The 24,085-nt window shown below is 49.4% G+C and carries 25 protein-coding genes and 1 tRNA gene; 20 read left to right on the forward strand and 6 right to left on the reverse strand.

What is annotated here, in order from left to right:
- Positions 1-17 precede the first annotated feature (17 nt).
- Complete coding sequence (groES, locus tag WCY20_RS03205) at positions 18-278, reverse strand: co-chaperone GroES (protein WP_345976931.1); 261 nt, start codon at positions 276-278, stop codon at positions 18-20.
- A gap of 230 nt (positions 279-508) precedes the next feature.
- On the opposite strand from groES, the gene WCY20_RS03210 reads away from it, so the two are divergent.
- The 10 genes from WCY20_RS03210 to WCY20_RS03255 all read left to right on the forward strand — a co-directional run bounded on the left by WCY20_RS03210 (position 509) and on the right by WCY20_RS03255 (position 12,644).
- Positions 509-585 (forward strand) — tRNA-Met (locus WCY20_RS03210).
- A 361-nt stretch (positions 586-946) separates the two neighbouring features.
- The gene (locus WCY20_RS03215) at positions 947-1,540 is read left to right on the forward strand and encodes a TetR/AcrR family transcriptional regulator (protein WP_345976933.1); all 594 of its coding nucleotides are present in this window, start codon (positions 947-949) and stop codon (positions 1,538-1,540) included.
- Entirely contained in the window at positions 1,521-2,429 is a 909-nt protein-coding gene (locus WCY20_RS03220; RefSeq protein ID WP_345976935.1) for a hydrogenase, read from the forward strand. Before WCY20_RS03215 ends, WCY20_RS03220 begins: the two co-directional genes overlap by 20 nt.
- Positions 2,410-3,708: a nickel-dependent hydrogenase large subunit gene (locus WCY20_RS03225; protein ID WP_345976937.1), complete on the forward strand. Its 1,299-nt coding sequence runs from the start codon at positions 2,410-2,412 to the stop codon at positions 3,706-3,708. Before WCY20_RS03220 ends, WCY20_RS03225 begins: the two co-directional genes overlap by 20 nt.
- Positions 3,709-3,883: 175 nt before the next feature.
- Positions 3,884-5,116, forward strand: a complete 1,233-nt coding sequence (locus WCY20_RS03230; protein ID WP_345976939.1) for a hydrogenase small subunit — start codon at positions 3,884-3,886, stop codon at positions 5,114-5,116.
- Positions 5,116-6,894, forward strand: coding sequence for a nickel-dependent hydrogenase large subunit (locus tag WCY20_RS03235; protein ID WP_345976941.1), 1,779 nt, complete (start codon positions 5,116-5,118; stop codon positions 6,892-6,894). Before WCY20_RS03230 ends, WCY20_RS03235 begins: the two co-directional genes overlap by 1 nt.
- 10 nt (positions 6,895-6,904) lie before the next feature.
- Positions 6,905-7,612 carry a cytochrome b/b6 domain-containing protein gene (locus tag WCY20_RS03240; protein ID WP_345976943.1) on the forward strand — a complete coding sequence of 236 codons (708 nt, stop codon included), beginning with the start codon at positions 6,905-6,907 and terminating at the stop codon, positions 7,610-7,612.
- 302 nt (positions 7,613-7,914) lie between these two features.
- Positions 7,915-9,837, forward strand: coding sequence for a hypothetical protein (locus WCY20_RS03245; protein ID WP_345976944.1), 1,923 nt, complete (start codon positions 7,915-7,917; stop codon positions 9,835-9,837).
- A gap of 13 nt (positions 9,838-9,850) precedes the next feature.
- Entirely contained in the window at positions 9,851-12,094 is a 2,244-nt protein-coding gene (gene hypF / locus WCY20_RS03250; RefSeq protein WP_345976946.1) for a carbamoyltransferase HypF, read from the forward strand.
- Positions 12,087-12,644, forward strand: a complete 558-nt coding sequence (locus tag WCY20_RS03255) for a hydrogenase maturation protease (protein WP_345976947.1) — start codon at positions 12,087-12,089, stop codon at positions 12,642-12,644. Before hypF ends, WCY20_RS03255 begins: the two co-directional genes overlap by 8 nt.
- Positions 12,645-12,711: 67 nt before the next feature.
- Here the strand turns inward: WCY20_RS03255 and WCY20_RS03260 are convergent, their stop codons facing one another.
- Together WCY20_RS03260 and WCY20_RS03265 are read right to left on the reverse strand one after the other, a co-directional pair.
- On the reverse strand, positions 12,712-13,278 hold the full coding sequence (locus tag WCY20_RS03260; protein ID WP_345976948.1) for a HyaD/HybD family hydrogenase maturation endopeptidase: 567 nt from the start codon (positions 13,276-13,278) through the stop codon (positions 12,712-12,714).
- A complete protein-coding gene (locus WCY20_RS03265; protein ID WP_345976949.1) occupies positions 13,275-13,955 on the reverse strand; it encodes a transposase in 681 nt (226 codons plus the stop codon). Before WCY20_RS03265 ends, WCY20_RS03260 begins: the two co-directional genes overlap by 4 nt.
- 138 nt (positions 13,956-14,093) lie before the next feature.
- On the opposite strand from WCY20_RS03265, the gene WCY20_RS03270 reads away from it, so the two are divergent.
- From WCY20_RS03270 to WCY20_RS03305, 8 genes are all read left to right on the forward strand, one after another.
- On the forward strand, positions 14,094-14,735 hold the full coding sequence (locus WCY20_RS03270) for a hypothetical protein (RefSeq protein ID WP_345976951.1): 642 nt from the start codon (positions 14,094-14,096) through the stop codon (positions 14,733-14,735).
- Between the two features lie 66 nt (positions 14,736-14,801).
- Positions 14,802-15,581 carry a hydrogenase nickel incorporation protein HypB gene (hypB, locus tag WCY20_RS03275; protein WP_345976953.1) on the forward strand — a complete coding sequence of 260 codons (780 nt, stop codon included), beginning with the start codon at positions 14,802-14,804 and terminating at the stop codon, positions 15,579-15,581.
- Between the two features lies 1 nt (position 15,582).
- A complete protein-coding gene (locus WCY20_RS03280) occupies positions 15,583-15,873 on the forward strand; it encodes a HypC/HybG/HupF family hydrogenase formation chaperone (RefSeq protein WP_345976955.1) in 291 nt (96 codons plus the stop codon).
- Complete coding sequence (gene hypD / locus WCY20_RS03285; protein WP_345976957.1) at positions 15,873-16,994, forward strand: hydrogenase formation protein HypD; 1,122 nt, start codon at positions 15,873-15,875, stop codon at positions 16,992-16,994. The genes WCY20_RS03280 and hypD overlap by 1 nt, the downstream gene beginning before the upstream one ends.
- The gene (locus tag WCY20_RS03290; RefSeq protein WP_345976959.1) at positions 16,966-17,142 is read left to right on the forward strand and encodes a hypothetical protein; all 177 of its coding nucleotides are present in this window, start codon (positions 16,966-16,968) and stop codon (positions 17,140-17,142) included. The genes hypD and WCY20_RS03290 overlap by 29 nt, the downstream gene beginning before the upstream one ends.
- Positions 17,139-18,137 carry a hydrogenase expression/formation protein HypE gene (gene hypE, locus WCY20_RS03295; RefSeq protein WP_345976960.1) on the forward strand — a complete coding sequence of 333 codons (999 nt, stop codon included), beginning with the start codon at positions 17,139-17,141 and terminating at the stop codon, positions 18,135-18,137. Before WCY20_RS03290 ends, hypE begins: the two co-directional genes overlap by 4 nt.
- Entirely contained in the window at positions 18,137-18,478 is a 342-nt protein-coding gene (gene hypA / locus WCY20_RS03300; RefSeq protein ID WP_345976961.1) for a hydrogenase maturation nickel metallochaperone HypA, read from the forward strand. The genes hypE and hypA overlap by 1 nt, the downstream gene beginning before the upstream one ends.
- 12 nt (positions 18,479-18,490) lie before the next feature.
- Positions 18,491-19,240 (forward strand): DUF695 domain-containing protein, encoded by a 750-nt coding sequence (locus WCY20_RS03305; RefSeq protein WP_345976963.1) that lies wholly within the window; start codon positions 18,491-18,493, stop codon positions 19,238-19,240.
- Between the two features lie 297 nt (positions 19,241-19,537).
- On the opposite strand, the gene WCY20_RS03310 is transcribed toward WCY20_RS03305, so the two are convergent.
- Positions 19,538-20,002, reverse strand: a complete 465-nt coding sequence (locus WCY20_RS03310; protein WP_345976965.1) for a DsrE family protein — start codon at positions 20,000-20,002, stop codon at positions 19,538-19,540.
- A 209-nt stretch (positions 20,003-20,211) separates the two neighbouring features.
- Here WCY20_RS03310 and WCY20_RS03315 point away from each other — a divergent pair, with 209 nt between their 5' ends.
- Together WCY20_RS03315 and WCY20_RS03320 are read left to right on the forward strand one after the other, a co-directional pair.
- A complete protein-coding gene (locus WCY20_RS03315; protein ID WP_345976967.1) occupies positions 20,212-20,751 on the forward strand; it encodes a DUF2202 domain-containing protein in 540 nt (179 codons plus the stop codon).
- Positions 20,751-21,203 (forward strand): hypothetical protein, encoded by a 453-nt coding sequence (locus WCY20_RS03320; RefSeq protein WP_345976969.1) that lies wholly within the window; start codon positions 20,751-20,753, stop codon positions 21,201-21,203. The genes WCY20_RS03315 and WCY20_RS03320 overlap by 1 nt, the downstream gene beginning before the upstream one ends.
- A gap of 28 nt (positions 21,204-21,231) precedes the next feature.
- On the opposite strand, the gene WCY20_RS03325 is transcribed toward WCY20_RS03320, so the two are convergent.
- Both WCY20_RS03325 and WCY20_RS03330 read right to left on the reverse strand, forming a co-directional pair.
- Positions 21,232-21,462, reverse strand: coding sequence for a hypothetical protein (locus WCY20_RS03325; RefSeq protein ID WP_345976970.1), 231 nt, complete (start codon positions 21,460-21,462; stop codon positions 21,232-21,234).
- 139 nt (positions 21,463-21,601) lie between these two features.
- Positions 21,602-24,085, reverse strand: coding sequence for an EAL domain-containing protein (locus tag WCY20_RS03330; protein ID WP_345976971.1), 2,484 nt, complete (start codon positions 24,083-24,085; stop codon positions 21,602-21,604).

The following is a 24,085-nucleotide window of genomic DNA, read 5'->3' on the forward strand; positions in this document are numbered from 1 at the left end:
TGATTATCGTGCTGAAATTATTTGATGATACCGAGTAGGTCGTCTACTTCGATGACAAGATAGCTTTCGCCATCCAATTTGAGTTCATTGCCGGCATATTTTCCAAATACGACGGTGTCGTTGACCTTGACATTCTCAACTTCCGAACTGACAGCGACAACCGTTCCCTGTGACGGCTTTTCTGTCGCATTGTCAGGAATAATGATCCCGGATGCGGTTGTCTTAGCTTCTTCTGTACGTGAAACCAGTACGCGTTTTCCAAGTGGTTCAAAATTCATAGTTATCCTTTTAATATGGGTTTAAAATTTAAACGTCGTTATAGTACAAAAAAAATACCAACAAGTCAACAACTTTAGTCACTATGACTAAGGGTTTTTTAGTCCTATTCTGATTGGGGTTATGAGTCATAATTTGAAAGAATAGGCGGTTTTCAGTGAAAAAAACTTTTTTTCTCACTTTTAGCTTTACCTAAGGAGCCTGTGACTATAATTCCAGCCTCTTTAAACACGTCAAGGTAGCTCAGCTGGTTAGAGCACTGGTCTCATAAGCCGGGGGTCGGGGGTTCAAGTCCCCCCTTTGACACCATCCACAAATCATGCAAAATTCACATCTTAACAAATCATCATGCCATTCTGATCGTATTAAACTTTCTATTAAATGTCTATTCTTCTTTCGTTTCCACGCATTGTATTTGAATGCAACCGAGAGCACATACTACCAAAAATATTCTCTTGACACCATTTCTAACTAAAAACTCTCAATAAACTAAAATTACGAACACCTCAATTTACAAAATAAAACCATTTTTGCGATTTCAATTCATCTTTTGTATTTTCTGTATATTTCTAAGGTAAATGACTGTTTATTCACTTTGTACAGTATTTAAATCTGTGATAATAGTAAGTAGGATAGTATTAACAAGAATATTGAATTTTATGGGAAAAAAATGGCACGTATATCGAAAGAAGAGCGTAAAAACGGAATTATATCGGCTGCATTGAAACTGTTTTCAGAAAAAGGGTTTTATGTCACTACTATTCCTGATATCGCTGAGAAAGTCGGTATGAGCGTCGGGAACTTTTATAACTATTTTACATCCAAAGATATCCTGGCCAAAGAACTCGTTATGTATATTTCCGAGTATCTTGGAGAGAAGATCCGCGAGATCAATGACAAACCGATATCAACGAAAGAAAAGACAGCAGCGATTGTGTCTATGTACTTTGCCATGGCGAACGAACGCCCCGAGATGATAGAATATTTTTTACGCATCTACCTGTCAAACCGTGAAGTCTTTGGCGAGGGGTGTGCAGGTATGGTCTGTGTCTCTCCTTTTGTTACGGAAATGATGATGTTCTTCAATGACGGCGTCAGCTGCGGCGATTTGCGTGATCAGGACTTTTTCAGTGCATTTGGGCTCTTTATGGGGTATTTAGGCGGTATGGTCTTTCTTTTTGGAGAGAAAATACTGCCGGAACCTTTGAGCAGTTATGAAGCTTCGATTTCGGAGAATATCTATAATGCATTGCGCGTCAGATAGAGACAGACCCACGCTCATCTGGCTCCAAGGTGTTACCTGTAACGGTAACACGCACTCATTTTTAAACCTGCCCTATCTGCCGCAGCTTTTGGCTAAATACGACCTTCTTTATCATCCTCTGCTGCCGGCCTCATCGACGCTTTCGGAAGTCGTACAGTGCAAGCGGCCTTGCGATGTACTGGTGTTTGAAGGGGCGTATGACCCATTGATGAAGCGGCATGAGGTACTGTTGTCGGAACTGTTGGATTATTATGGCATGAGAGCCGGTCATATTATCGGTGTCGGAAGCTGCGCAAGTTTCGGCGGGATGTTTAAGGCATCAGCACCGCAGAGGAACTCCGGCTTGATTTTTGACGAGTCGGAATCCTCCGGGCCTCTTCTCGCATTGAAAAACAAAGTGATCAATCTCTCGGGCTGTCCTGTTCATCCCGAATGGCTGGGCTACACCCTTAGTATGATCGCAGATAATAAAGAGATCAAGGTCGACACATTGCACCGTCCCCTGGAGCTTTACAGCCACCTCGTACATCACGGATGCACACGAAACGAATATTTCGAGTGGAAGGTCGATGCCAAGGCCTTCGGTCTTAAAGAGGGGTGCCTCTTTTACCTGCAGGGATGCCGGGCCCCTATGACGCATGCCTCCTGCAACAGAATATTGTGGAATGACGTCAGTTCCAAAACGCGCTCAGGCACACCATGTTTTGGTTGTACTGAACCGGATTTCCCGCGCAATGATCTTTTTCACACAAAAACGAATATGTCCATTCCCGAGGATGTGCCTCTGGGCGTGCCGAAGCGAAGCTATCTGACCATAACGGGGATCGCCAAGGCTTTTCATATTGAACGACTTGAAGGGAAGTTGATAGATGACAAAACAGCTGATTGACCAGATAGAGGGCGAAGCGTCCATCCGCTTTGATATGAAAGAGAATATGGTTGATTTTGCCACGATCGCCTTTCCCCATTTTAGGGGCATGGAGGCTATCTTGGAGGGCAAACCCGCTTTGGATGCATTGGTCGTCACGCCGAGGGTTTGCGGTATCTGCGGTCATGCGCACCTGATGGCCAGCGTGCGGGCTATGGAATCGGCTTATGCCGATGCAAACGAACCTGTGCAACTCACGGCAAAAGCAGATACGATTCGGGAAGTGACGTTGGTCCTGGAGATGATACAAAATCACTTTAAGTGGATCTATCTTGTCATCATGCCGGAACTTGCGAAGTTAAGGCCCGAGAAAATAGCGTTAACCCCGTTAAAAGGTGCCTACGCGGCGTCGCTGGCAAGCAAGGCATTAGCATCATTTGCAGGACAGTGGCCGCACTCTTCCTATATGCTGCCCGGCGGTGTAAGCTGTGACCCGACACATCTGGAACGTATCAAAGCGCAAAGCCTTGTCGATGAATTGATATCTTTTTTTGAAAAAGAGTGTGCCGGTACAGCACTGGATGATTTTTTGGCGTTTGACTCTTGCCATGATTTTAATGCACTCGAAAGTGATATCGGTGAAATAGAGAGAGCGTTGACAGCTGCAGGGATGCACAAAAAGGGGTTTGCGTATGATCGCTTTATGGTACTGGGCGAGCATCGGTTTACGAATCCTGCCAAAGTGATGCAGACGCGCCTTCTTCAGGCGGACGAAAAACATGTAAAGACCCATAGCGCCTATAGCCCGTCTGAAAAAACGTTCGCCAAAAATGCCTGTTACAAAGATGAGTTTTACGAATGCGGACCGCTTTCACGGGCGATGGCCTCGAATGTCGAATTGATCAAAAGTATGCATCGCCGCTTCAAAGACAGTGCCTATAGCCGTGTGATGGCACGTATTTTTGAAACAGCGCGGCTTTTGGATCATGCCAGGGATATGCTTGGTTCACTGGCATTGAACGAAGACTCCCTGATCCCGCCGAAACCCATTACCGGTATCAGCGGCTGCGGTGTCGGTGTTGTCGAAGCCCCGAGAGGACCGTTGATACACCGTGTAGAGATTGAAGAAGGTATCATTAAGAGCTATGAGATTGTCACACCGACGCAGTGGAATATCGGAAGCTCTGTCAAAGAAAATCCTACGCCGGCGCAATTAGCCATGATGGGTAATGTTACGATGGAAGAAGCCCTGTTCATTTTCAGAACCTTTGACGTCTGCTCTGTCTGCACAACACATTAGATCGCACATTTTATCCCAGTCCTGAAAGCAGACAAGAAAAAAACTGCTCCGGTTTGTTGGTCCTAAAATCAGATAAGAAAGCAGCAGTTTAATATTGAATTAATTAATATAATATTCGTTTAAGTTATCCTGGACTAGCATAGTGAATAATCATTCACTTTCAGAGGAGTTGAGGATGTCAGATAAAATCGAAGGGGTAAAAAAGCTTTTTACATCGAAAAGCGCCCGTGTGGAAACCAACAGAGGTGAGTCATATTATAATAATCTGTTCGAGAGATGTCAGGCGAGGCTTGATGAACTTCGGGCTCAGGAGCCTGTGAACAGGTTGGACTTCAGCGAACTGTTGAGTGAACACGGGACAGACCGGCGCGACTTCATGAAATGGGTCAGTGCGACAACGGCGATGCTGATGCTGCCCCCAATGTTCGCTCCGCTGGTTGCTGAAGCGGCCGAACTCATGAACCGGGCACCGGTGATCTGGCTGGAGCTCCAGGATTGTGCAGGCAACTCGGAAGCTCTCTTGCGTTCAGACGGTCCGAAGATCGACGAGATCGTGCTGGACATCATCTCGTTGGAATTTCATGAAACCTTGATGGCGCCGTCGGGTCATCAGGCTGAGAAACAGCTTGATGGCGCGATGGGACATTTTAATGGGAAGTACCTTCTGTTTGTTGAAGGATCGATCCCTGTCGGTGCCGGAAAAGAGTGGTGTACTATCGGGGCCTCCGGAGAAAATTTTCTTGATCACCTGACGCGCGTCGCCGAGGGTGCAGCGGCGGTCGTCGCGGTCGGATCATGTGCGACATACGGCGGTATCCCGGCTGCCGCGCCGAACCCCACCGGTGCGGTCGGCGTCATGGATGTCATCAAAGGAAAACCGGTGATCAACATTCCGGCCTGTCCGGCGAATCCGGCCAATATGGTCGGGGTGGTACTGCACTATGTCCTGACAGGGCAGGTGCCTGAACTCGACTCGCTGCTTCGCCCGAAATTTGCGTTCGGGTATCGCATCCACGACAATTGTGAACGCCGCGCACACTTTGATGCGGGCGAGTATGTTGAGTCCTGGGGAGACGAGGGGGCCAAGAACAACTTCTGTCTCTACAAAATGGGCTGTAAGGGACCGATGACGTTCAACAACTGTTCGATCGTACGTTATAACGAAGGCGTGAACTGGCCTATCGGTGTCGGACGGGGGTGTATCGGCTGTTCCGAGCCGGACTTCTGGGATAAATACGCCTATGAACGTCCAATGGCCGATGCAAAACTCAAAGCGCCGACCGGCGGGGTTGAAAAGTCAGTGGATGAATTTGGTCTGGGTCTCTTGACGGCAGCGGGTATCGGGATCGGTATTCATGCCGCCGCGAGCGCGATCGCAGGTAAAAAAGAAGACGGAGGGGAAGCATAATGAGCAAAAAACATATCGTAGTCGACCCGATAACACGGATCGAAGGTCATCTGAGGATTGAAGCGGTTATTGACGAAAACAACAGGATCGTCGACGCCTATAGCGCATCAACAATGTTCCGTGGAATTGAGACAATCCTGCAAGGACGCGATCCAAGAGACTGCGGTCTTTTAGCCATGCGTATCTGCGGCGTCTGTACGGGTACCCACTACCAGCGTTCCATCGAAGCGGTTGAAGATGCCTTTGATATCACGATTCCGAAAAATGCGCGCATTGTGCGGAATCTTATTCAGGGTGCGCTCTACATTCATGATCACCTGGTCCACTTCTACCACCTTCATGCACTGGACTTTGTCGATGTTGTGTCCGCACTCTCGGCCGATCCGGCCAAAGCAGCAGAAGAAGCCAGAAAATGGGCATCTGTTGCCGGCGAGGCTCCCTATACGGACGGTCAAGGCGAATTTAAAGAGATACAAGACCGGGTAACAAAATTCGTAAAACAGGGACGTTTGGGTATCTTCGGTAACGGTTATTGGGGAAACAAGCACTACAAATTGACCCCGGAACAAAATCTGATCGGTGTGGCACACTATCTCAAAGCACTCGATATTCAGCGCGATCTTGCAAAAATGCAGGCGATCTTCGGGGGTAAAAACCCGCATCCGCAATCCATCGTCGTCGGTGGGGTCACCTGTGTTCAGGATATTCAGAACCCGGCACGTATCGCACTGTTCAAACAGCTGTTGAAAGACGGGACCAAGTTTATCAAACAGGCGTATCTGCCGGATGTCTATATGGCGGGAACCATGTATGCCGATGAAGCGACGGATTCCAAGGCGACTTTTACGGAACTGATCGAAGGCAAAGGGGTCGGCGGCACCGGCGGCGGTTTGCTGAACTACATGAGTTATGGCGATTTTCGGTTGGATGATACCGGTTTCTATAAGGCAAAAACACTCTTTCCAAGCGGCATTGTTTACGGCGGCGATCTCTCAAAGGTGGAGGATGTCGATCCGGAGAAAATTGCTGAAGATGTTACACACTCATGGTATGAAGGAAGTGAACCGCTCCACCCGTATGACGGGCAGACAATTCCTGATTATACCGGACTGGATAAACGCGAGGACGGTATTGCCTATCTTAAAACAGACGAGAAATACAGCTGGATCAAGTCACCGATCTACAATGACACCCGTGTTGAGGTCGGACCGCTTGCCCGTATGATCGTCGGTGTGGCGCGTAAAGATGAACGTATTACGAAATATGTGATGAACTTCTTAAAACGCGGAAACCTCCCTGTCGGTGTACTCTTCAGTACTGTCGGACGAACAGCGGGGCGTGCTATTGAGACCGAGTTGATGGCAGACGCCATGGTAGAATGGGTAGATGAATTGGCAGCAAATGTGCTCAGCGGTGATCTGAGCACCTGGACAGAGTTTGATTTTGAGAGTGTCAGTGTTGAAACAAAAGGGATGGGACTCGCTGAAGCACCGCGCGGTTCGCTGGGTCATTGGGTCCGTGTAGAAAACGGAAAAGTCGCCAATTACCAGGCCGTGGTGCCGTCAACATGGAATGCATCGCCCCGAGACTACAAAGGACGTATGGGGGCCTATGAAGCGAGCTTGATCGGTACCATCGTTGCCGACCCTGAACAGCCTTTGGAAATCATACGCACTATCCACAGTTTCGATCCGTGTATTGCCTGTGCCGTGCACGTCGTCGATACCAAGGGTAAAGAGCTAGGTGTCTATAAAATAGATACTCAGTGCAGTATCTAAGGAGGCTGTTATGAGCTCAGGACACAAACAAGTCAAGCGGATGACCGCTTTTATGCGGATCAACCACTGGACGGTCGCGATCTGTATGGTTGCCGCCGTTCTGACGGGCCTCTATATCGGTCATCCCTATTATCAAAGTTTTATGGCCGACCCGGCCGTCACAAAGTATGTGATGGCATGGAACCGATGGATCCACTTCATGTCTGCAATCATTTTCGATGTCAGCAGTGTCGTAGTCGCCTATCTCTATTTCTTCTCAAGATTTGAAAAGCCTTATAAGAAGTTGATCCCTTCCGGCGGGAATATCAAAGAGTTTTTGGCGGTTTTCATCAATCTTTTAACCCTTAACAGGGTGAAAAAGTTCGATTCGTCGCATGCGGACAGCTTTAACGCCGTCTTCTTTTTTATCTTTCACCTGATGCTGGTATGGATGCTGCTAAGCGGACTTCAGATGTACGTGCACGGACTGGCATCGGGCATCAGTTCTATCGGCGGGTGGTGGCCGGCACTGCTGCATTTTGCTACCGACTGGACGGTGAGCGTATGCGGCGGATCGCTTATGGATGTCAGAATATGCCATCACTACAGCATGTATGCCATTATCGCCTGGGTCATGTTCCATGTCTACTACCAGATCTGGCGCACGATCTTCTGGAAAGAGGGCGACATCGCCATCGTCATAGGCGGCTCAAAATTTGTCAGGGATGAGAAGCGTTAAGCAGAGGCAAACTGCTTTGCCTCTGTAGCTTCGGAACCGGAGCCGATGTGCCGTAGGCACCGGCGAAGGCTAAAAAGCGTTAAGCAGAGGCAAACTGCTTTGCCTCTGTAGCTTCGGAACCGGAGCCGATGTGCCGTAGGCACCGGCGAAGGCTAAAAAGCGTTAAGCAGAGGCAAACTGCTTTGCCTCTGTAGCTTCGGAACCGGAGCCGATGTGCCGTAGGCTAAAATAACGTCAAGCAAGGCAAAAATCTAAGGTATACTGTTTTCGGCTAAACAGGCCTGAAACACCAAAGGACCTCAATGGCATTCGTGCTCGAACTAAAGACCGCATCGTCACAACCCTATATTAAAAACTATGTCATCAGCATTGTGCGCGAGTTCGGTATCAACGCGCTTGTGCATCAGCAAAACGGAAAGGTCATCGCTGCTTTCGCATCGGAACATCCGAAACTCCGGCAGTGTCTTGAAGCCATCGCCGAGAGGCTGCCGGCATCGTGTTTTTTAACGGGCAGCAACCATTATGAGATCGAGGGTGAACCGGACGCGTTGCCGGAATACAGACCCGAGTACCCTTTAGGACTCGGTCTCTGCCCGTCATGTCAAAAGGAGATGTTTGATCCCTCGTCACGCCGTTACTATTACCCTTTCACCTCCTGCAGCCACTGCGGCGGACAGTATGGTTTTTTCACCGCTTTTCCCTATGAACGTGCCAACACCTCATTCAGTTTTTTTCGTCCGTGCACCACGTGCGAAGAGGAGACCAAAAGAGCCGGTCTTCGCGAGCATCACCGCATCAACAGCTGTCATGAATGCGGTGTACCCGTTCGTTTGATGAACAAAGAGAATGAACGTTATGCCAATGATGCCGGCAGTTTCAGAACAATGTTCGAGGTTGCCGCGAAGGCGTTGAAAGACAACAAGCGGGTATTGGTCAAAACGACGATGGGATACAGGCTTTTTTATACGATCGATCAGGTACATAATGATTCCATTTTGATGATGATCAAGGCTGAAAATATTACAAATCATCTCTCGTTGATCGAAGCGGAGTTTAATGCCCTGCTAAGCATCGAACGGCCGATTTTGCATGTGGCCGTAAAAGACAAGACATTAAAAGAGAAGCTTGGAAATACGATTGATGTCAAATACCCGGATGACGGTTTCAGTATCCTTCTGGCAAAAGAGCTGCAGAGATTAGGCGAAGACTTTGTCGCTTATGAAGCGGCTGATGTTGATACGAAGGCGGATATTTTGATGGATTATGACCTCGAAGTAGCCGCGCAGGAAGATCTTCGGCTTTTTATCAACAAAGATTCCATGTTCTTCGCGGAAGGCGAACGTGTCAGTTTCCCCTCGAAACTTGCACCGTCGGTCAATACCTTGAGTGTTGCACACGGCCTGGTCGGTATCGTGGATGATGATGTGATGCTGTTCGACAAGATGGAGCATTTCGATTCGGTAGAGGTGGAGAGGTCGGTCGTCTTACATGGGGATGGCAGGCAATGGCATAGCAATCAGCGTGAAATGGAACAAGACGAAGCCTCATTTATGTCGGTGATCGCCGAACACCACCGTTTCGGTACAAAATGCATCGGTGTCCACTTTGATGAAGAGCCATCATTTTTGTATTATGACGGAAAAAAAGTGATCCGTTTGGTGCCGCCGAAAGCGTTCCATCCTGCCGAACTATTGGAAAATATGGCAACACTGAGAGAGGGGTCGGACCGTTTGGTCATGAACCTGAAAGATAAGATGCCGGACGTATATGCAAAACTTGAAGCGCTGCAAATGCGTGACGGCGTCACTCTCTTCGAAGCAACGGCAATCATTTTGGGACTTGAAGACGAGAGTATGCGCGGTGTTACCAAAGAGGCATTGAAGTTCATCGGAAAGGGCGGTTTGCAGATGGATACACGTGTCAAAGACAACCGTTTTGACCATACGGCATTTTTATCCAGTATAGTCAGTTATCAATTGGCAGGTGTCGATACGCCACTGTTGAGTTATTCTATCTTTGAGTCTTTCGGCGACTATTTCAGCGAACTTCTCCAGGAGATCAGAGGTAAAACGAAAGCCGAGACGATTGTTCTTTGCGGGAGCCATTTTGCCAATCAATCGCTTTTCAGCCGGATGCAGCGCAATCTAAAACAGACACCTCCGCTGATGAATATCAATTATCCTATAGGTAAGGAGAATGCCGTTGTCGGTGGCGTCTACCTTTAGAAGAACACGACTTATGGTCACAGGGATCGTACAGGGTGTGGGGTTCCGCCCTTTCGTCTATCAGCTGGCACAGCGACTGTCGCTAAGCGGCTTTGTCCTCAATGACGGCGATGGTGTGATGATCGAGATCGAAGGCGATGCGGCCGATCACAAAGCCTTTATCGACACACTGACCCAGACACCGCCCCCGCTTGCCCGTATCGATTCGATCAGCCAAGACGAGATACCCTACACGAAGGCGAGAGGTTTCTCTATCCGCCGCTCACATCAGAGCAGTGCCAGTACCATGGTCTCTCCCGATATCGCGATCTGTGACGCCTGCGCCGCCGAAATGCAAGATCCATCCAATCGCCGTTACGGTTACGCTTTCATCAACTGCACTGATTGCGGACCGCGCTACTCCATTATCAAGGCACTTCCATATGACAGGCCCAACACCTCTATGGCCCATTTTACGATGTGCAAAGCATGCGGCGGCGAATATGCGGACCCTATGGACCGGCGTTATCACGCGCAACCGATAAGCTGTTACGACTGCGGTCCGACCATTGCACTGTTAGATCTTGACGGAGCCGTCACTGCGCAAGGCAACGAGGCAATCAGTCGTGTCTGCACCCTGATATTGCAGGGCAAAACAGTCGCGATCAAGGGGCTTGGCGGTTTTCATCTGGTCTGTGATGCAAGCAGCGAGGAGGCTGTTGCGGCACTGCGACGCAATAAACGCCGGCCTTCGAAGCCGCTGGCCGTGATGTTCAAGGATATGGCGAGCCTCAAAGAGGCGGCCGATGTCACTGAAGAAGAGGAGCGGCAGATTCTCTCTAAAGAGAGGCCTATCGTTATTGCAGATAAAAGCAGCAGGTCTGCGCTTGCCCCGTCCATCGCACCAAACATAGATAGAATCGGCGTTTTTCTGGCTTACACGCCTTTACATCTGTTGCTGCTTGAAAAGCTGGACCGTCCTGTTGTTGCGACAAGTGCCAACATAAGCGATGAACCGATCATTACCGATGCAGATAGTGTACTCAAAAAACTTGACAAGGTGGTGTATGCTGTTTTGGACTATGACAGGGCGATCGTAAACGCTTGCGATGACAGTGTGGCCATGATGGCGGGCGGACAGAGACTGCTGATGCGCATGGCCCGCGGGTTTGGACCGAAAAGTCTGCCGCTTCGGCAGAAAACGCCAAAAAAGATCCTGGCGGTCGGTGCCAATCAAAAAAACAGTATTGCCCTGGCTTTTGGCGAACATCTTGTTCTTTCACCGCACATCGGAGATCTGGTTTCTCTGGAGGCTTTTGAGTATTTTGAGCGTACGCTTGAGACCTTTAAGCGGTTTTACGGATTTCAGCCGGATGTGGTGGTCTGTGACACACACCCCGGCTACGAGACAACAAAATGGGCGAAACAGCTGGCAAAAGAGAGACTGTCGGTCGAATTGATAGCGGTGCAGCACCATTATGCGCATGCATTGGCCTGCATGGCCGAGTATGAATTGCAGGAGCAGGTACTGGCCTTTTGTTTCGATGGAACGGGTTACGGTGCGGACGGCACGTTATGGGGCGGAGAAGTTCTTGTAGCCGATCCGATGCAATATGAACGCGTGAACCATATTCGTCCTTTTCGTCTGCTCGGCGGTGAAAAAGCGGTTAAAGAGCCCCGAAGAGTCGCCTTGGCGCTGTTGTTCGAATGTTTCAGCCTTGAAGAGGTGATGGCATTGGAGAATCCTGCGGTGCGCAGCTTTACCCAAGCGCAGTTAAAGACCATGCATAAAATGTGGGAGCAGGGCATAAACGCACCCTTGAGCAGTTCGGCAGGCAGGTTGTTTGATGCCGTAGCGTCGCTGAGCGGGATCGCTCAAGAACTCGGATATGAGGGTGAAAGCGGGCTACTTATAGAGGCAGCCGCTAAAAAAACCGATGGTGAAGCATTTACCTGTGTGATGGGGAATGGAGAGATCGATTGCAGACCGATGATCAAGGAGATAGTGGCGATCTCCTCAAAAAACGAGATAGCTTCCAGGTTTATCTCTATGCTGAGTGGCGTTATTTTAGAGACAGCGGAGCAGTACCCGCAATTGCCTATTGTGTTGAGCGGCGGGGTGTTTCAGAACCGTTCGCTGGTCGTTGCGGTGACAGAAGCGATGAAAGCCCGCGGCCGACGCTGTTATATACAGCAGGATACGCCGGTCAATGACGGCGGGATCGCACTGGGGCAACTCTACCATGCGCTGCATAAATCAGGGAGGAACAATGGGTAAAAGAATCGCGCTGATCGGCTCAGGAAACGCTTTTTTTAAAGATGAGGGCATCGGGCTCTATGCTGCAAAATACTTGAAAGAAAATTATGAATTTACGCCAAATATTTCGATTGTAGACGGAGGTACGCTGGGGTTTAGGCTCATGCCTTTGCTGCAGGAACATGATGAAGTGATCATCGTCAACACCGCTTCGGAAGAGGCTACTATAGCCGGCGTGATCTCGGTCAAAAGCTGTGACGACTTTCTTGAGGGCTCTTTGATCAAAAAGACAGCAAATGAAGTTGAGATCGCCGAGATGCTGCAGATCTGCGCTTTATCGGAGCATATGGCCGATACGACGATTATCAGTATTGTTCCCGAAGACATCATAAGCGTAGAGGTCGGTTTGACGGACCATCTTGTTGCGGCCTGGCCGAAGTATATCGATACAGTTTTACAGGTATTGGGAAAATGCGGTGTAGAGGCAAGGAAAAAGTCTAAGACAATGCCGTTAGAAGAGGTACTGCATACCTTCTCCTCCCCGAGCATCGAACACGGTAGAGGGTTCTGATATCACTGCGGGCGAAACAAAATGCCCGGCTTGGGAACTTTTCTCTATTGTTGAGACCGTATAGGGACTATAGCGCTCTCTTCACCTCTGTATCATCCCTCGGGTTTTCAAAGCGGGAGATGATCGTCTGCAGAGTGACCTCTTTCGCACTCTTCTTTACAACGATGTTCTCATTTTCAAGTATCGTAATGATCGCATTGATATAGGTCGGAAACCGTTCCAGCAAAAGCGGGGTAAGCCCTATATGCACGTCAACAGTTTTGGGGACAATGCCGAGAACACTTGAGTCAGGCAGAGACCTGCCGATCAGTTCAAGCATGTCGATGCACTGCATAACTCCGATCTCATGGGCACCGCCGCTGCTAAGCCCGTAGCCTGTCAGCTCATGCGAGGGAATATGATAGATGCTGCCCGGTTCATCGTCAATATCAATGGCATCAAGTATTAGAATCCGATCATACTCCATAAACACATTCAAAAGATTGATCCCTTCGACCCCGCCGTTGATGATCTCGATAGAGGGCTCGAAGGTGTAGTTCTGCTCGAGATAGGCGGTTGCATAAACGGCAATCCCGTCATCTTTTTCCAAAATATTTCCGACCCCCAAGATGCTAAAACGGCGCTGCTTCATCATCTGCTCCTAAAATAGTATTGTTGTAAAAGCGCTTTTCGGGCAGCCGCATCATGGTTGAACTTGAACTCGATCTCTTTGAGGTACAAGGGGAAATTTTCTGCGGAAACCCCCTTGTAGGTAAGGATAGCTTTTTCAAGGTAGTCCCAGAAGCGTACGATCTTATTGAGATGCTTCGAGACTTTTATAAGACGGCTTTTGCGTTTGAAACGGATAAACTCACTGGCATAGACATCTTCGAGATTGTCATCGATGAACTGTTGCCGGTACTTTTTCAGTGTCGGCATGACAATGGTGTAGAGATGCCCTTCGTAATCAAAGGTTATGAAGTTATGGGCATCGAAGATCGCTTCACTTCGCTGACGTTTGGAACGCTCAAGGTAAAAATACTCCTCATATTCACAAGGCTTATGCCGCAAGGTTTCGTACTCATCCTCGCATATCCTGGCCGAGTGTTTTCGAAACTCTTCATAATAACGATGTACCGAGACATAGGATAACCTGAGACGTTTGGATGCTTGCAGGGCGTTTTCGTTTTCGCAAAACGAATCGATGAGCGTAACGACCTTGTTGACCCGCTCCGGACTGTATTTCGCCTTGCACCGGCTGCATTTCAACATGCCGTCGTTCAGATGATAGACGTGATGGTGACAATAAATACATTCTTTATACCATTGCATGTTCTATTGTACGCTTCCCGTCATTAAATTTTGTCCCAAATATAAACAAGAAATTGGAAGTTTTAGTTTTCTTTTACAAAAAGATACTATAATTTTTTTAAAACTGAATAAACATTCACTTAAAATCCGGAGTCCGATATGGAAATAGGTTTTATTTTGATATTCTGGTACGGCGTACTGCATGCGTTCGGGCCTGACCATCTCACGGCGATCGCTGATTTTTCGATCGGAAAGTCCATGAAAAAGACGATGCTGATAACGGTTATGTTCGCGTTCGGGCACGGGTTGATGTTGTTTATTTTCGCAAAAGTGATGCAGCTTTATGCGCTTAGCGATACCATTACAGGCTACGGCGATATGATCTCTTCTACGGTGATCATCGCCATGGGCGGCTATCTGCTTTATATGGCGATGGCGGATCGTATTCAGTTGAATCGGCACGGGCATGAGGGCAAAGAACACACCCATATCTATTTTGGAAAGAGACACACGCATTCTGATGCATCGGTTTCCGCTTCTGCGTGGACAATGGGGGCGTTGATGGGCATGGGCGGTGTACGGGGCATGCTGGTTACACTGGGCATGCTTAACGGTGCCGATGTGGAGTGGACAATGGTACTGGCTTTTGTTGCCGGCGTATCGCTTGTCTTTATGGGTTTCGGTGTTATCATACTCTATCTCAACCGCCATCTTTTAACAAACCTGAAAAATATCCGCAGGACATTTGTAGCTGCCGGGGTGATCTCCATTGCAGTCGGAAGCCAAATGCTGATAGCATGAGATAGCGTTATGAAGGGGGACCCTGTTCCTTTCACGCGTAAAATAAATCAAAAAGAAGGAAGCTTTATGTGTCAAGACTGCGGCTGTTCAATTACGGATCATGTCCATACGCATGATCACAATCATGACCACGACCACTCCCACGACCATCAGGCGGCGCATGAGACGCTGCACCATAACCCCCAGCTTAATGATAAGAAGACCGTCGATGTCATCACAAAGATACTTGATAAGAACAATCACGAAGCGGCGCACAACAGGGCCCATTTCGACAGTCACGGCGTACTGGCCATAAACCTGATGAGCAGTCCGGGCAGCGGCAAGACGACCCTGCTGGAGCATATGGCTGCATTGGCACCTTTTACGTTCGGTGTTGTTGAAGGCGACCTTGAGACCAGCCGCGACGCGGAGCGCATAAAGGCAAAAGGCATTCCGGCCTTCCAGATACAGACAGGAAGCGCCTGCCATCTCGATGCGTTCATGGTGCATAAAGGCTTGCATGCTATGCCGATGGATGCGATCGATGTCTGCTTTATCGAAAATGTCGGCAACCTTGTCTGCCCGGCAAGTTACGACGTGGGTTCGCATCTCAACATCGTTTTGGTCTCCGTCCCCGAGGGGAGCGACAAGATCGAGAAATACCCGGTGATGTTCCGCCAGGCCGATCTGGTACTGATCACAAAGACGGACCTGCTGCCATACTTCGATTATGACGTCGAACATGAAAAGAGCGAGGCGCGCAAGCTCAAGCCCGGCGTCGATATCCTGGAAGTCAATATTAAAGATGAGGCCTCCGTTAAACGTGTGATCGAGTGGATCGAGTTCAAACGAAAGATGAGGGGTTGATATGTGTCTCTCCATCCCATCAAAAGTGGTCAAGATCGATAAAGAGAACAATACGGCTGTCGTAGACACTATGGGTGTCACCCGCAAAGCAGGCCTGGAGCTTATCGAGGAGGGCACAGTCGAGGTCGGCGACTATGTGCTGATCCATATCGGTTTTGTGATGAACAAGATCGATGAAGAGGATGCCCTGGAGTCCCTGAAGGTCTATAACGAGATCCTTGAAAAGATGGATGAGCAAGAACGCGAAAACCTGGTTTTGGAAGATGACAACTGCGGCACCAGAGGGTCCTGATGAGTGAACTACAGCTCAAAGACCTTTATGACGGTTTTCGCAACCCGGATACGATCCGCTCTTTGGCAAAGCAGATCGCACGGGAGGCCGAGAAGCTCGAGGCACCTTTGCGTATTATGGAGGTATGCGGAGGGCATACCCACACCATCATGAAGTACGGACTGCCGCAGCTGCTTCCCGATTCGATCTCTTTTATTCACGGTCCCGGCTGCCCTGTCTGTATTATGCCCAAAGAGCGCATCGACCACGCCATTGCCCTGGCAAAAATGGAAAACACGATCCTGGTGACGCTCGGCGATATGATCCGGGTACCCGGTTCCAAGACCTCTTTGGCTCAGGAGCGTGCGGCCGGCTATGACATACGGCCGCTCTATACACCGGCGGACGCGCTGAAGATCGCGAAAGAGAACCCCGACAAAAAAGTGATCTTCTTTGCTATAGGTTTTGAGACGACGACCCCCATGACGACGGCCGTTATAAAAGCGACGGTGGAGCAAAAGATCAAAAACCTCTTTTTCCATATCAACCATGTGCTTGTACCGCCGGCGGTCGATGCCATTATGGCAGACGGAAAGGCCCGGATCAATGCCTTTATCGGCCCCTCCCACGTCAGTGTCATAGCCGGTGCCAAGATCTATCAGCCGATCCCGCTTGCCTACAGAACCCCTGTCGTCGTTTCAGGATTTGAGCCGGTCGATGTGCTGCAGGGGATCCTGATGACCGTACGCCAGCAGGTGCAGAACAGGGCGGAACTCGAGATCGAATATACCCGATCGGTGACGATGGAGGGCAATACAAAAGCCCAGAAGCTGATAGAGACCTACCTGCAGCCGCGTCCGCACTTCCGCTGGCGGGGCATCGGCGACATTGAGCGCAGTGCGTTGGAGCTGAGGCCTGAATTTGCCTATCTGGATGCTGAAAAACTCTTTGGCGATGTGCTGCCGAACGAGCCCATCGATGACCACAAGCTCTGTATCTGCGGGACGATCTTGAAGGGGCTTGCCAAACCGATGGACTGCAAGGTCTTCGGCAAAGCCTGCACCCCGAACACGCCGCTCGGCAGCTGTATGGTCAGTTCGGAAGGAGCCTGTAATGCGTACTACCGTTATCAAGGTGTGTGACTTCTGCCCCGTAGGGGCTAGCTTTAGTGCCACAGCGGCCAGCGAAAGCAAACGGGCTTTTGCCCGTTTGGTGTGTCAAAATGGTGTCATGGTCAGCAGCGAGGGGGCTTGCAACGCCTATTACCGTTATGCAGGGGTGCAGGCATGAAAGTCGTACAGCTCAGCCACGGCGGCGGCGGTGAAGAGACCAATACGCTTATCCGTGATCTTTTCTACAAACACTTCAGTAACGATATCCTCATCAAAGCCGAAGACGCCGCCGTATTGGAGGTCAATAAAAAGATCGCCTTTACGACCGACAGCTTTACCGTCAGCCCCATCTTTTTCAACGGCGGCGATATCGGAAAGCTTGCTGTTGCCGGAACGGTCAATGACCTCGCGATGATGGGTGCGCGGCCGCTTTATCTGAGTGCCGCTTTTATGGTCGAGGAGGGGTTTTCCTTCGGTGACCTTGAGCAGATCGTGGAGAGTATGGCCAAAGAGCTGGTCAAGTCCGGTGCCAGGATCGTCTGCGGCGATACCAAAGTGGTACCGCGGGGAAGCGTCGACAAGCTTTTCATCAACACGGCGGGCATCGGTGAGATTGAAAAAGAGGGTATCTCTACGCTTAATCTTAAAGAAGAGGATGTCATCATCGCCTCGCGGGATATCGGCCGTCACGGTGCTACCGTACTTATGGCGAGGGAAAATCTTGATGTGAGTGCCGATCTTCAAAGCGACTGTGAGACGCTCTGGCCTGCAGTCGAGGCGCTCATCGGGGGGAATATCGCCATACATGCCATGCGCGATGCGACCCGCGGCGGCCTCTCTGCCGTGCTGAACGAGTGGGCCCAAAGCAGCCGTGTCTGCCTCGAGATCGAAGAGGATGGTGTGGCGATCTGTGATGAGGTACGCGGTATCTGTGAGATGTTCGGCTTCGAAGCGATGGACTTTGCCAATGAGGGGAGCTTTGTGCTTGCGGTGGCACCGGCGGACGCCGATGCCGCGATCGAGATCTTGCGCAGGTTCGATTTTTGTGAAAACGCTTCGATCATCGGTCGTGTCACACAAAAATATCCTGCCAAAGTCGTTCTCCGCTCGAACTATGGCAGCAGCCGTTTTCTCGATCTGCCAAAAGGCGAGCTTTTGCCGAGGATCTGCTGATGCACGAATATTCTGTTGTCCAGGCACTTATGGAGCAGGTTGAGAGGCTCGCTGTTGAGCACAGTGCCCAAAAGGTGACCAAGGTGATCGTCAAGATCGGTGTGATGAGCGGGGTGGAACCGCATCTGCTAGAGATCGCGTTCAATACATTCAAAGAGAAGAGTATCTGTGACGCGGCGGAGTTTGTCATGAATATACAGCCACTGGCGATTGTGTGCAGAGCGTGTCACGTGAGGAGCGAACTCAATGCCGTTCACTACTGCTGCCCGGCATGCGGGAGTATCGATGTCGAGGTCGTTGACGGGGAAGATATGTTCCTCATGAGCCTGGAGATGGAATAAAGGGAGTAGAGAATGCAAGACTATTGGGAAGCGTATATGAAACCCATGGAAGGTCATCCGGCTATGGTCTCTTTCAATGCGGGGGTTTCGGCTGACGTGCCGGATAGAGCGTTCGGCTACGTCGGCTTTGTGAAAGTACCGTTAAAGATCCCCGGGGCAGAAGGCCTTATAGCACCGAAGGAAGAAGATGATATAAGTTTCATCGAGGACCGTTTGGAAATGGAGTCTTTACGTTACCGCGCCGGTAAATATATCGGCCGGATCATCACACAGGGTGAAGTCAATTTTATCTACTGTTTAAAGCTTGATTTTGAGTGGGGCGATACTGTCAATGCCGCAATGCGAAATTTCGAAACATACACTTTCACGTTCGGTTCCCGCGTTGATACGGAATGGGAAGTGTATCAAAAGCTTCTCTTCCCGACACCTAAAGAGTGGCAGATCATTCAGAACCATCACGCCTGTGACCGGCTAAAGGAAGCCGGGGACAACCTTTTTCTTACCCGGGCCATCGAGCACAAAACCTATTTTGATCTTTCTGAAAACCGTGAGCTGTTCAAAAAACAGATAGAGGCAGAAGGATTTCATATTCAAAAAGAGATAGAACCTTCAGACGATATTGCCCTATGCGGCCTGATCTTCTATAGGCGTGACCGGCCCTACTATTACGATATCGACGCACTGACACTTTCGCTAATCGATCTGACGGAAGCGTTGGGTGGTCAATATGATGGCTGGGAAACGAGTCTGGTCAAAAGTTGAGATAGAGGAGTATCCTCTTTACACAGGGTAAATGAGCGATCGTTTGTATGGCTGTCATTGGGAAAATTGAGTCTACCCGGCCGGCATTAGTATCGAACAAGCTCCGGGAATATGTTTTTGCTGTATCTGCGTTTAACTTTGTCAACTTAAAAGGTGTTCAATCAACTGTACGAACAGACACTGTTACTCTGCAAAGTCAACAGAATATTACGCTGTGTTTTTCCTCTGTCTGCTCTTCGTGGATCCTTTTGGAAGTTGTTCTGGCCTCTTATATGGTTGCGTCGTGATTATGTCGTTTCAGTCGCTGATCGGGATGTAGGCAAACCCTTCATTCTGCTTGTCGATCAGGCCGATCGCGGCATTGGGTACCATCGTCACAAAATCATAGATCTCTTTTTTCTGGAGCTTATTGCTGACGCGGCCCGAGTCGCACATCAGAAATTTTACTTCGTAGGTATCGGCCATTGCCGCAATCCGTTTTTCAAGTTCGGGCTGGGCTTTGACCAGCTCCTTCTCCTTACTGAAAGGGGAATGCCCCGGATCTTTGAGAAAGAACTTGTATGCGCCGCCGTGAATGACTACGGCGACGTCGAGCTCTTTGAGCGATCCTTCGTAATGCGCCTTATGGGCGGCAATACCTTTGAGGACTTTTTTTTCAAATGTCTGCAGTTTGCCCGCTGTCAGGTCAAAAACGACTTTGACGGCATCTTCATCGGCTTGCAGCAGCCCGATCAATGTCAGCAGTAAAACAATCTTTCGCATCGTGTCTCCTTGGATAGTGTAGGGATATGATATCTATGAAATGTAAAAGCAGTATAAATTTTTATAGAAAGCAGCATTTTCACTTGCCGGGCGGAGTCGAAAGGGGATTGCAATCGAAAAATGTATAATAAAAAATAATATAAATTTCATGATTTTTTCATTCCGCGTCTGTACAATAGCCTCGAAATAAAAATCAAGGAGTACATAACATGGTAAGAAAAGTGGTAATGGCCGGATTGGCCGCAGCAGTGATGACAACGGGGGCCTTCGCCGCAAAAACTGTGACAACGACAGTGACGTTGACGGAGGAACAGTTGGACACGCTGGTCTTCGTCTATCAGGAGGAGAAAGTGGCACGCGATACCTATATCACACTGGGCGATATCTATTCCAATCAGACGGTCTTTGCCAATATTCAGTCATCGGAACAGGAACACATCGATAAAGCCGAGGGACTCTGCGATACATACGGTGCCGATACGTCAGCCATAAACGAGCAGGAAGTCGGTGAGTTCGTTGTTCCGGTACTCCAGGAGCTTTACGATACGCTGGTCGCGCAGGGAAGCCAGTCGGAGTTGAGTGCGCTGATGGTGGGCGAATATATCGAGATCACAGACATTGATGATCTGGAAGAGGCGGAAGTCGGTATGCCTAGCGATGTCGTCAGTACCTATGAAAATCTCAAAGAGGGATCATTGAGCCATCTGGCCGCGTTCCGCGATGCGATCGATGCCTATAGCAACCGCTAATGGTGAAGACCGCTCTTGCACTCTACTTCCTCGTTGCTGCATCGCTTGGCAATGAAGTTAACCTGCATTCGCCGACGGCTGCGGTCGCTTCATATTATGCCGCGATGAACGAAGGTAATCTTACAGCTTTGGAACAGACGATGGTCCGGGACTCTTATGATCTGGATGTTCAGGTCTATGCCCTCTCCATCGCATTTCAGGACAAGACCTTTCGTACGATCCTGAAGCAGTATAAAGAGAGCCCTGAGGCAAGGGAGATTGTCAAAAAAGAGGTCGAAAAAAAACTTCGCAATCGCCCCGATAAAACGCCGGCGTCTTTACGTGTCATGGCGACAGACGATGCCCGTGCTCTCGTACGGTTCACGGAAGAGGGAAAGCCGAAACAGCTCTATCTCTCCCGACATAACGGGTTCTGGAAGATCGACTACAAAGCGGGCCGAAAACGCCATTAAAGTACACGACTGTATACTGAAGGGTTGACTACTTTTCGCAGTAGAGCGCAGCCCTTGTTTCATATGAGGCCAGGGTCGCTCTTGCGTAGTCGTCGTCGCGCATTTTGGCCTTGTAGTCGGCTATCTTCTTTTTAAAAAGTTTACATAGCTCTTCATTTTTGGTTATGGGGGTCTTTTCGACTTTTGCGAACGAGACCGTATCGGCCGCCATGAGCTCCATTGTAAGACAGACCACTGCTGTCAAGATCATTTTTCTCATCACTCTATCCTTGCTATATGCTTCGCATTATATAATTCTATCTAAATATGGTATTTAATAGATGCATAAAAAGAGATTATTTACATCATAGCGCAAAAAGGGCAGCGGATTGATTCCGGTCTCAGAGGAGGCCGTGGCTTTAGCTGCGACTGCCGTGGCAAAAGGCCTTCAATGCATCGATGCCGAGAGGTTTTGAGTAAAAATAACCCTGGACTTCATCACACTGTTCCTGTTTCAGGAGGGCTACCTGCGAGGCTGTTTCGACACCTTCGGCTGTAATCTCGAGATCGAAGGTCTTGGCGAGAGCGATGATCGCCTTTGTAATGGCAATATGTTCCGTGGAATCCGGCAGACCGTCGGTAAAGGATTTGTCGATCTTTAGGCGTGTGACCGGCAGTTTCTGCAGGTAGCTCATCGACGAATAGCCGGTGCCGAAATCATCGATAGCAAGGTTGACGCCCATTGCGCGGATCTCCTGCAGCGTCTGCATCATTTTCTGGGTATTTGTCGCGATATAGCTTTCGGTTATCTCAAGCTCTATCTGGTTAGCCGCGATACCTGTTGCCGCGATAACGCGTTTGAGCGTTGCTGTCATATCGCTGTGTATCAACTGGATGCTGGAGACGTTGATACTGATATATTCAAGTGCATAGCCTTCCTCGAGCAGTTTGACAAAATCGCTACAGGCCTGCCTCAGGACCCATTCGCCGACAGGGATGATGAGATGGGTCTCTTCCGCAAGGGCGATAAAATGCTCTGTCGGGACAAAGCCGAGTTTCGGACTATGCCATCTTATCAGCGCTTCGACGGCAGTGGTTCTACCGTTGTGCAGGGAGACCTTCGGCTGGTAAAGCAGGGTGAACTCGTCGCTCTTCTCTACGGCAGATGTCAAAGCCCGGGTCTGCATGGTCCGCTCTTCCAGAAAATCAGACAGTTTTTTGGAGAAAAAGGTGTGGCGGTTTCGTCCTTTCTCTTTGGACTTGTACATTGCCAGGTCGGCATTTTTAATGAGTGTCATACTGTTACGCCCGTCGTCCGGGTAGAGTGCGATACCGATACTGGCGGTGATGCTGATCTTGTGTTCTCCACAGAGGAAGGGGGTTTTGAAATCGTCGTGTATCTTCTTTACCACCGTATTGATCTCGTCGATATCGTTAACCTCTTCGATCAAAACGGTAAACTCGTCACCGCCGATGCGTGCAAGTGTGTCTGTCTTCCGCAGACCCTCTTCCAGGCGTTCGGAGACGGCCTTGAGCAGTTCGTCGCCGATATTGTGCCCGAGGGTGTCGTTGGTCTGTTTGAAGTGGTCGCAGTCGAGAAACAGGACCGCCGCTTTTGTGCCGTTTCGCTTGGAGAGTTCGATGGCATGGTCAAGGCGCTGTCTGAAGAGCCTTCGGTTAGGAAGGTCGGTCAGGGCATCGTGATAGGAGAGGTACTCGAGGTCCTCCTGTGATGTCTGCAGGGCAGATTCACGTTCACGAACAGTCATGGCAAGTTGACGCATGTTTGTGGAAATGGTCTCAAGTTCATCGCCCGTATTGACCAGTTTGGAGCGGGAATAATCCCCATTTTCGATCTTTCTGATCTGTTCCATCAGTGTCTCCATAGGTCTTGAGAGGGTGCGTGCAAAGAGAAAACGCAGCATCAGCAGTACAGTAACAGTGCCAAAGAGCAGAAAGAATACAAGCTTCTTTCTGTTTTCGTCGAGTGCATTTTTGAGCAGTGCTTTATTCAGGGTGGCGATGAGATAGACCGGACCGTTTTCGGTCTGAAGACTTGCTGCACCGTAGTACGCTTCGTCCGTCTGGCTGATATGCATCTGCTCAAGTACCTTGTCCTCGAGCAGCGGGCTGGCATAGCGGGCATATCTCTGGTCCTGGCTGGCCGCTACTATCATGTCAAGATCCTCCGACAGGGCGTTCAGATACGTCTTGCCGAACTGACAGGCTATCTCAATATGGGCCAGGACCTCTTTGCTGGCACTCGAAAAGATGCTCCGATGGGATCGGACAGAGATCTCGTCCTGAAAAAAGTGGTAGGTGATGAGGGCGTGATGGGCAAGCTGGTCGTTGCGGTAATAGGAGATATGTTTGAACGGTATCTGCGGGTGTTCCTGAAAAGGTTTTTTTATGTAGAGGGGCTGATGCTCGTGTTTGCAGTAGAGAACTCTTGAACCGTTTTGATAAGAGATGAAGTTGAGACAGTAGCCGTCGGCTTCCTTTACGACATAAGCAATCAGCTCTTCATTTTTGTCATAGAGCGCGATATCGTGCTTGAGCGAAAGTTTTACCTTGGTCAGCAGCAGCTGGGCAATGTTTTTCTTCTCTTCGTCGAGCAGGATGGTGTTGTAGTGCATTTTGTCCTGATAGTTGTTGATCAGGTCGATCGATGCAAGGATACTTTCATCGCTCTGGATGAAAACAGTTCCCTTTGAAAGGTCATCGGTGATTTTGGACAGGTCGGATGACATACGGTGAAAGCCGTGATACATCCGTTTCTGCGTGGTCTGAAAATAGTTTTCTTTTAAAAAGGTGTCAAAATAGAAGCCGAGTGCGGCGGAAGAGAGAACAATGATCACAATAAGAAGCAGTGAAAGCTTGTTTGTCAGGCTGAAATTTTTCAT

Origin of the sequence: Sulfurimonas sp. HSL3-7, assembly GCF_039645985.1 — a bacterium.
Classification (GTDB): Bacteria; Campylobacterota; Campylobacteria; order Campylobacterales; family Sulfurimonadaceae; genus Sulfonitrofixus; species Sulfonitrofixus jiaomeiensis.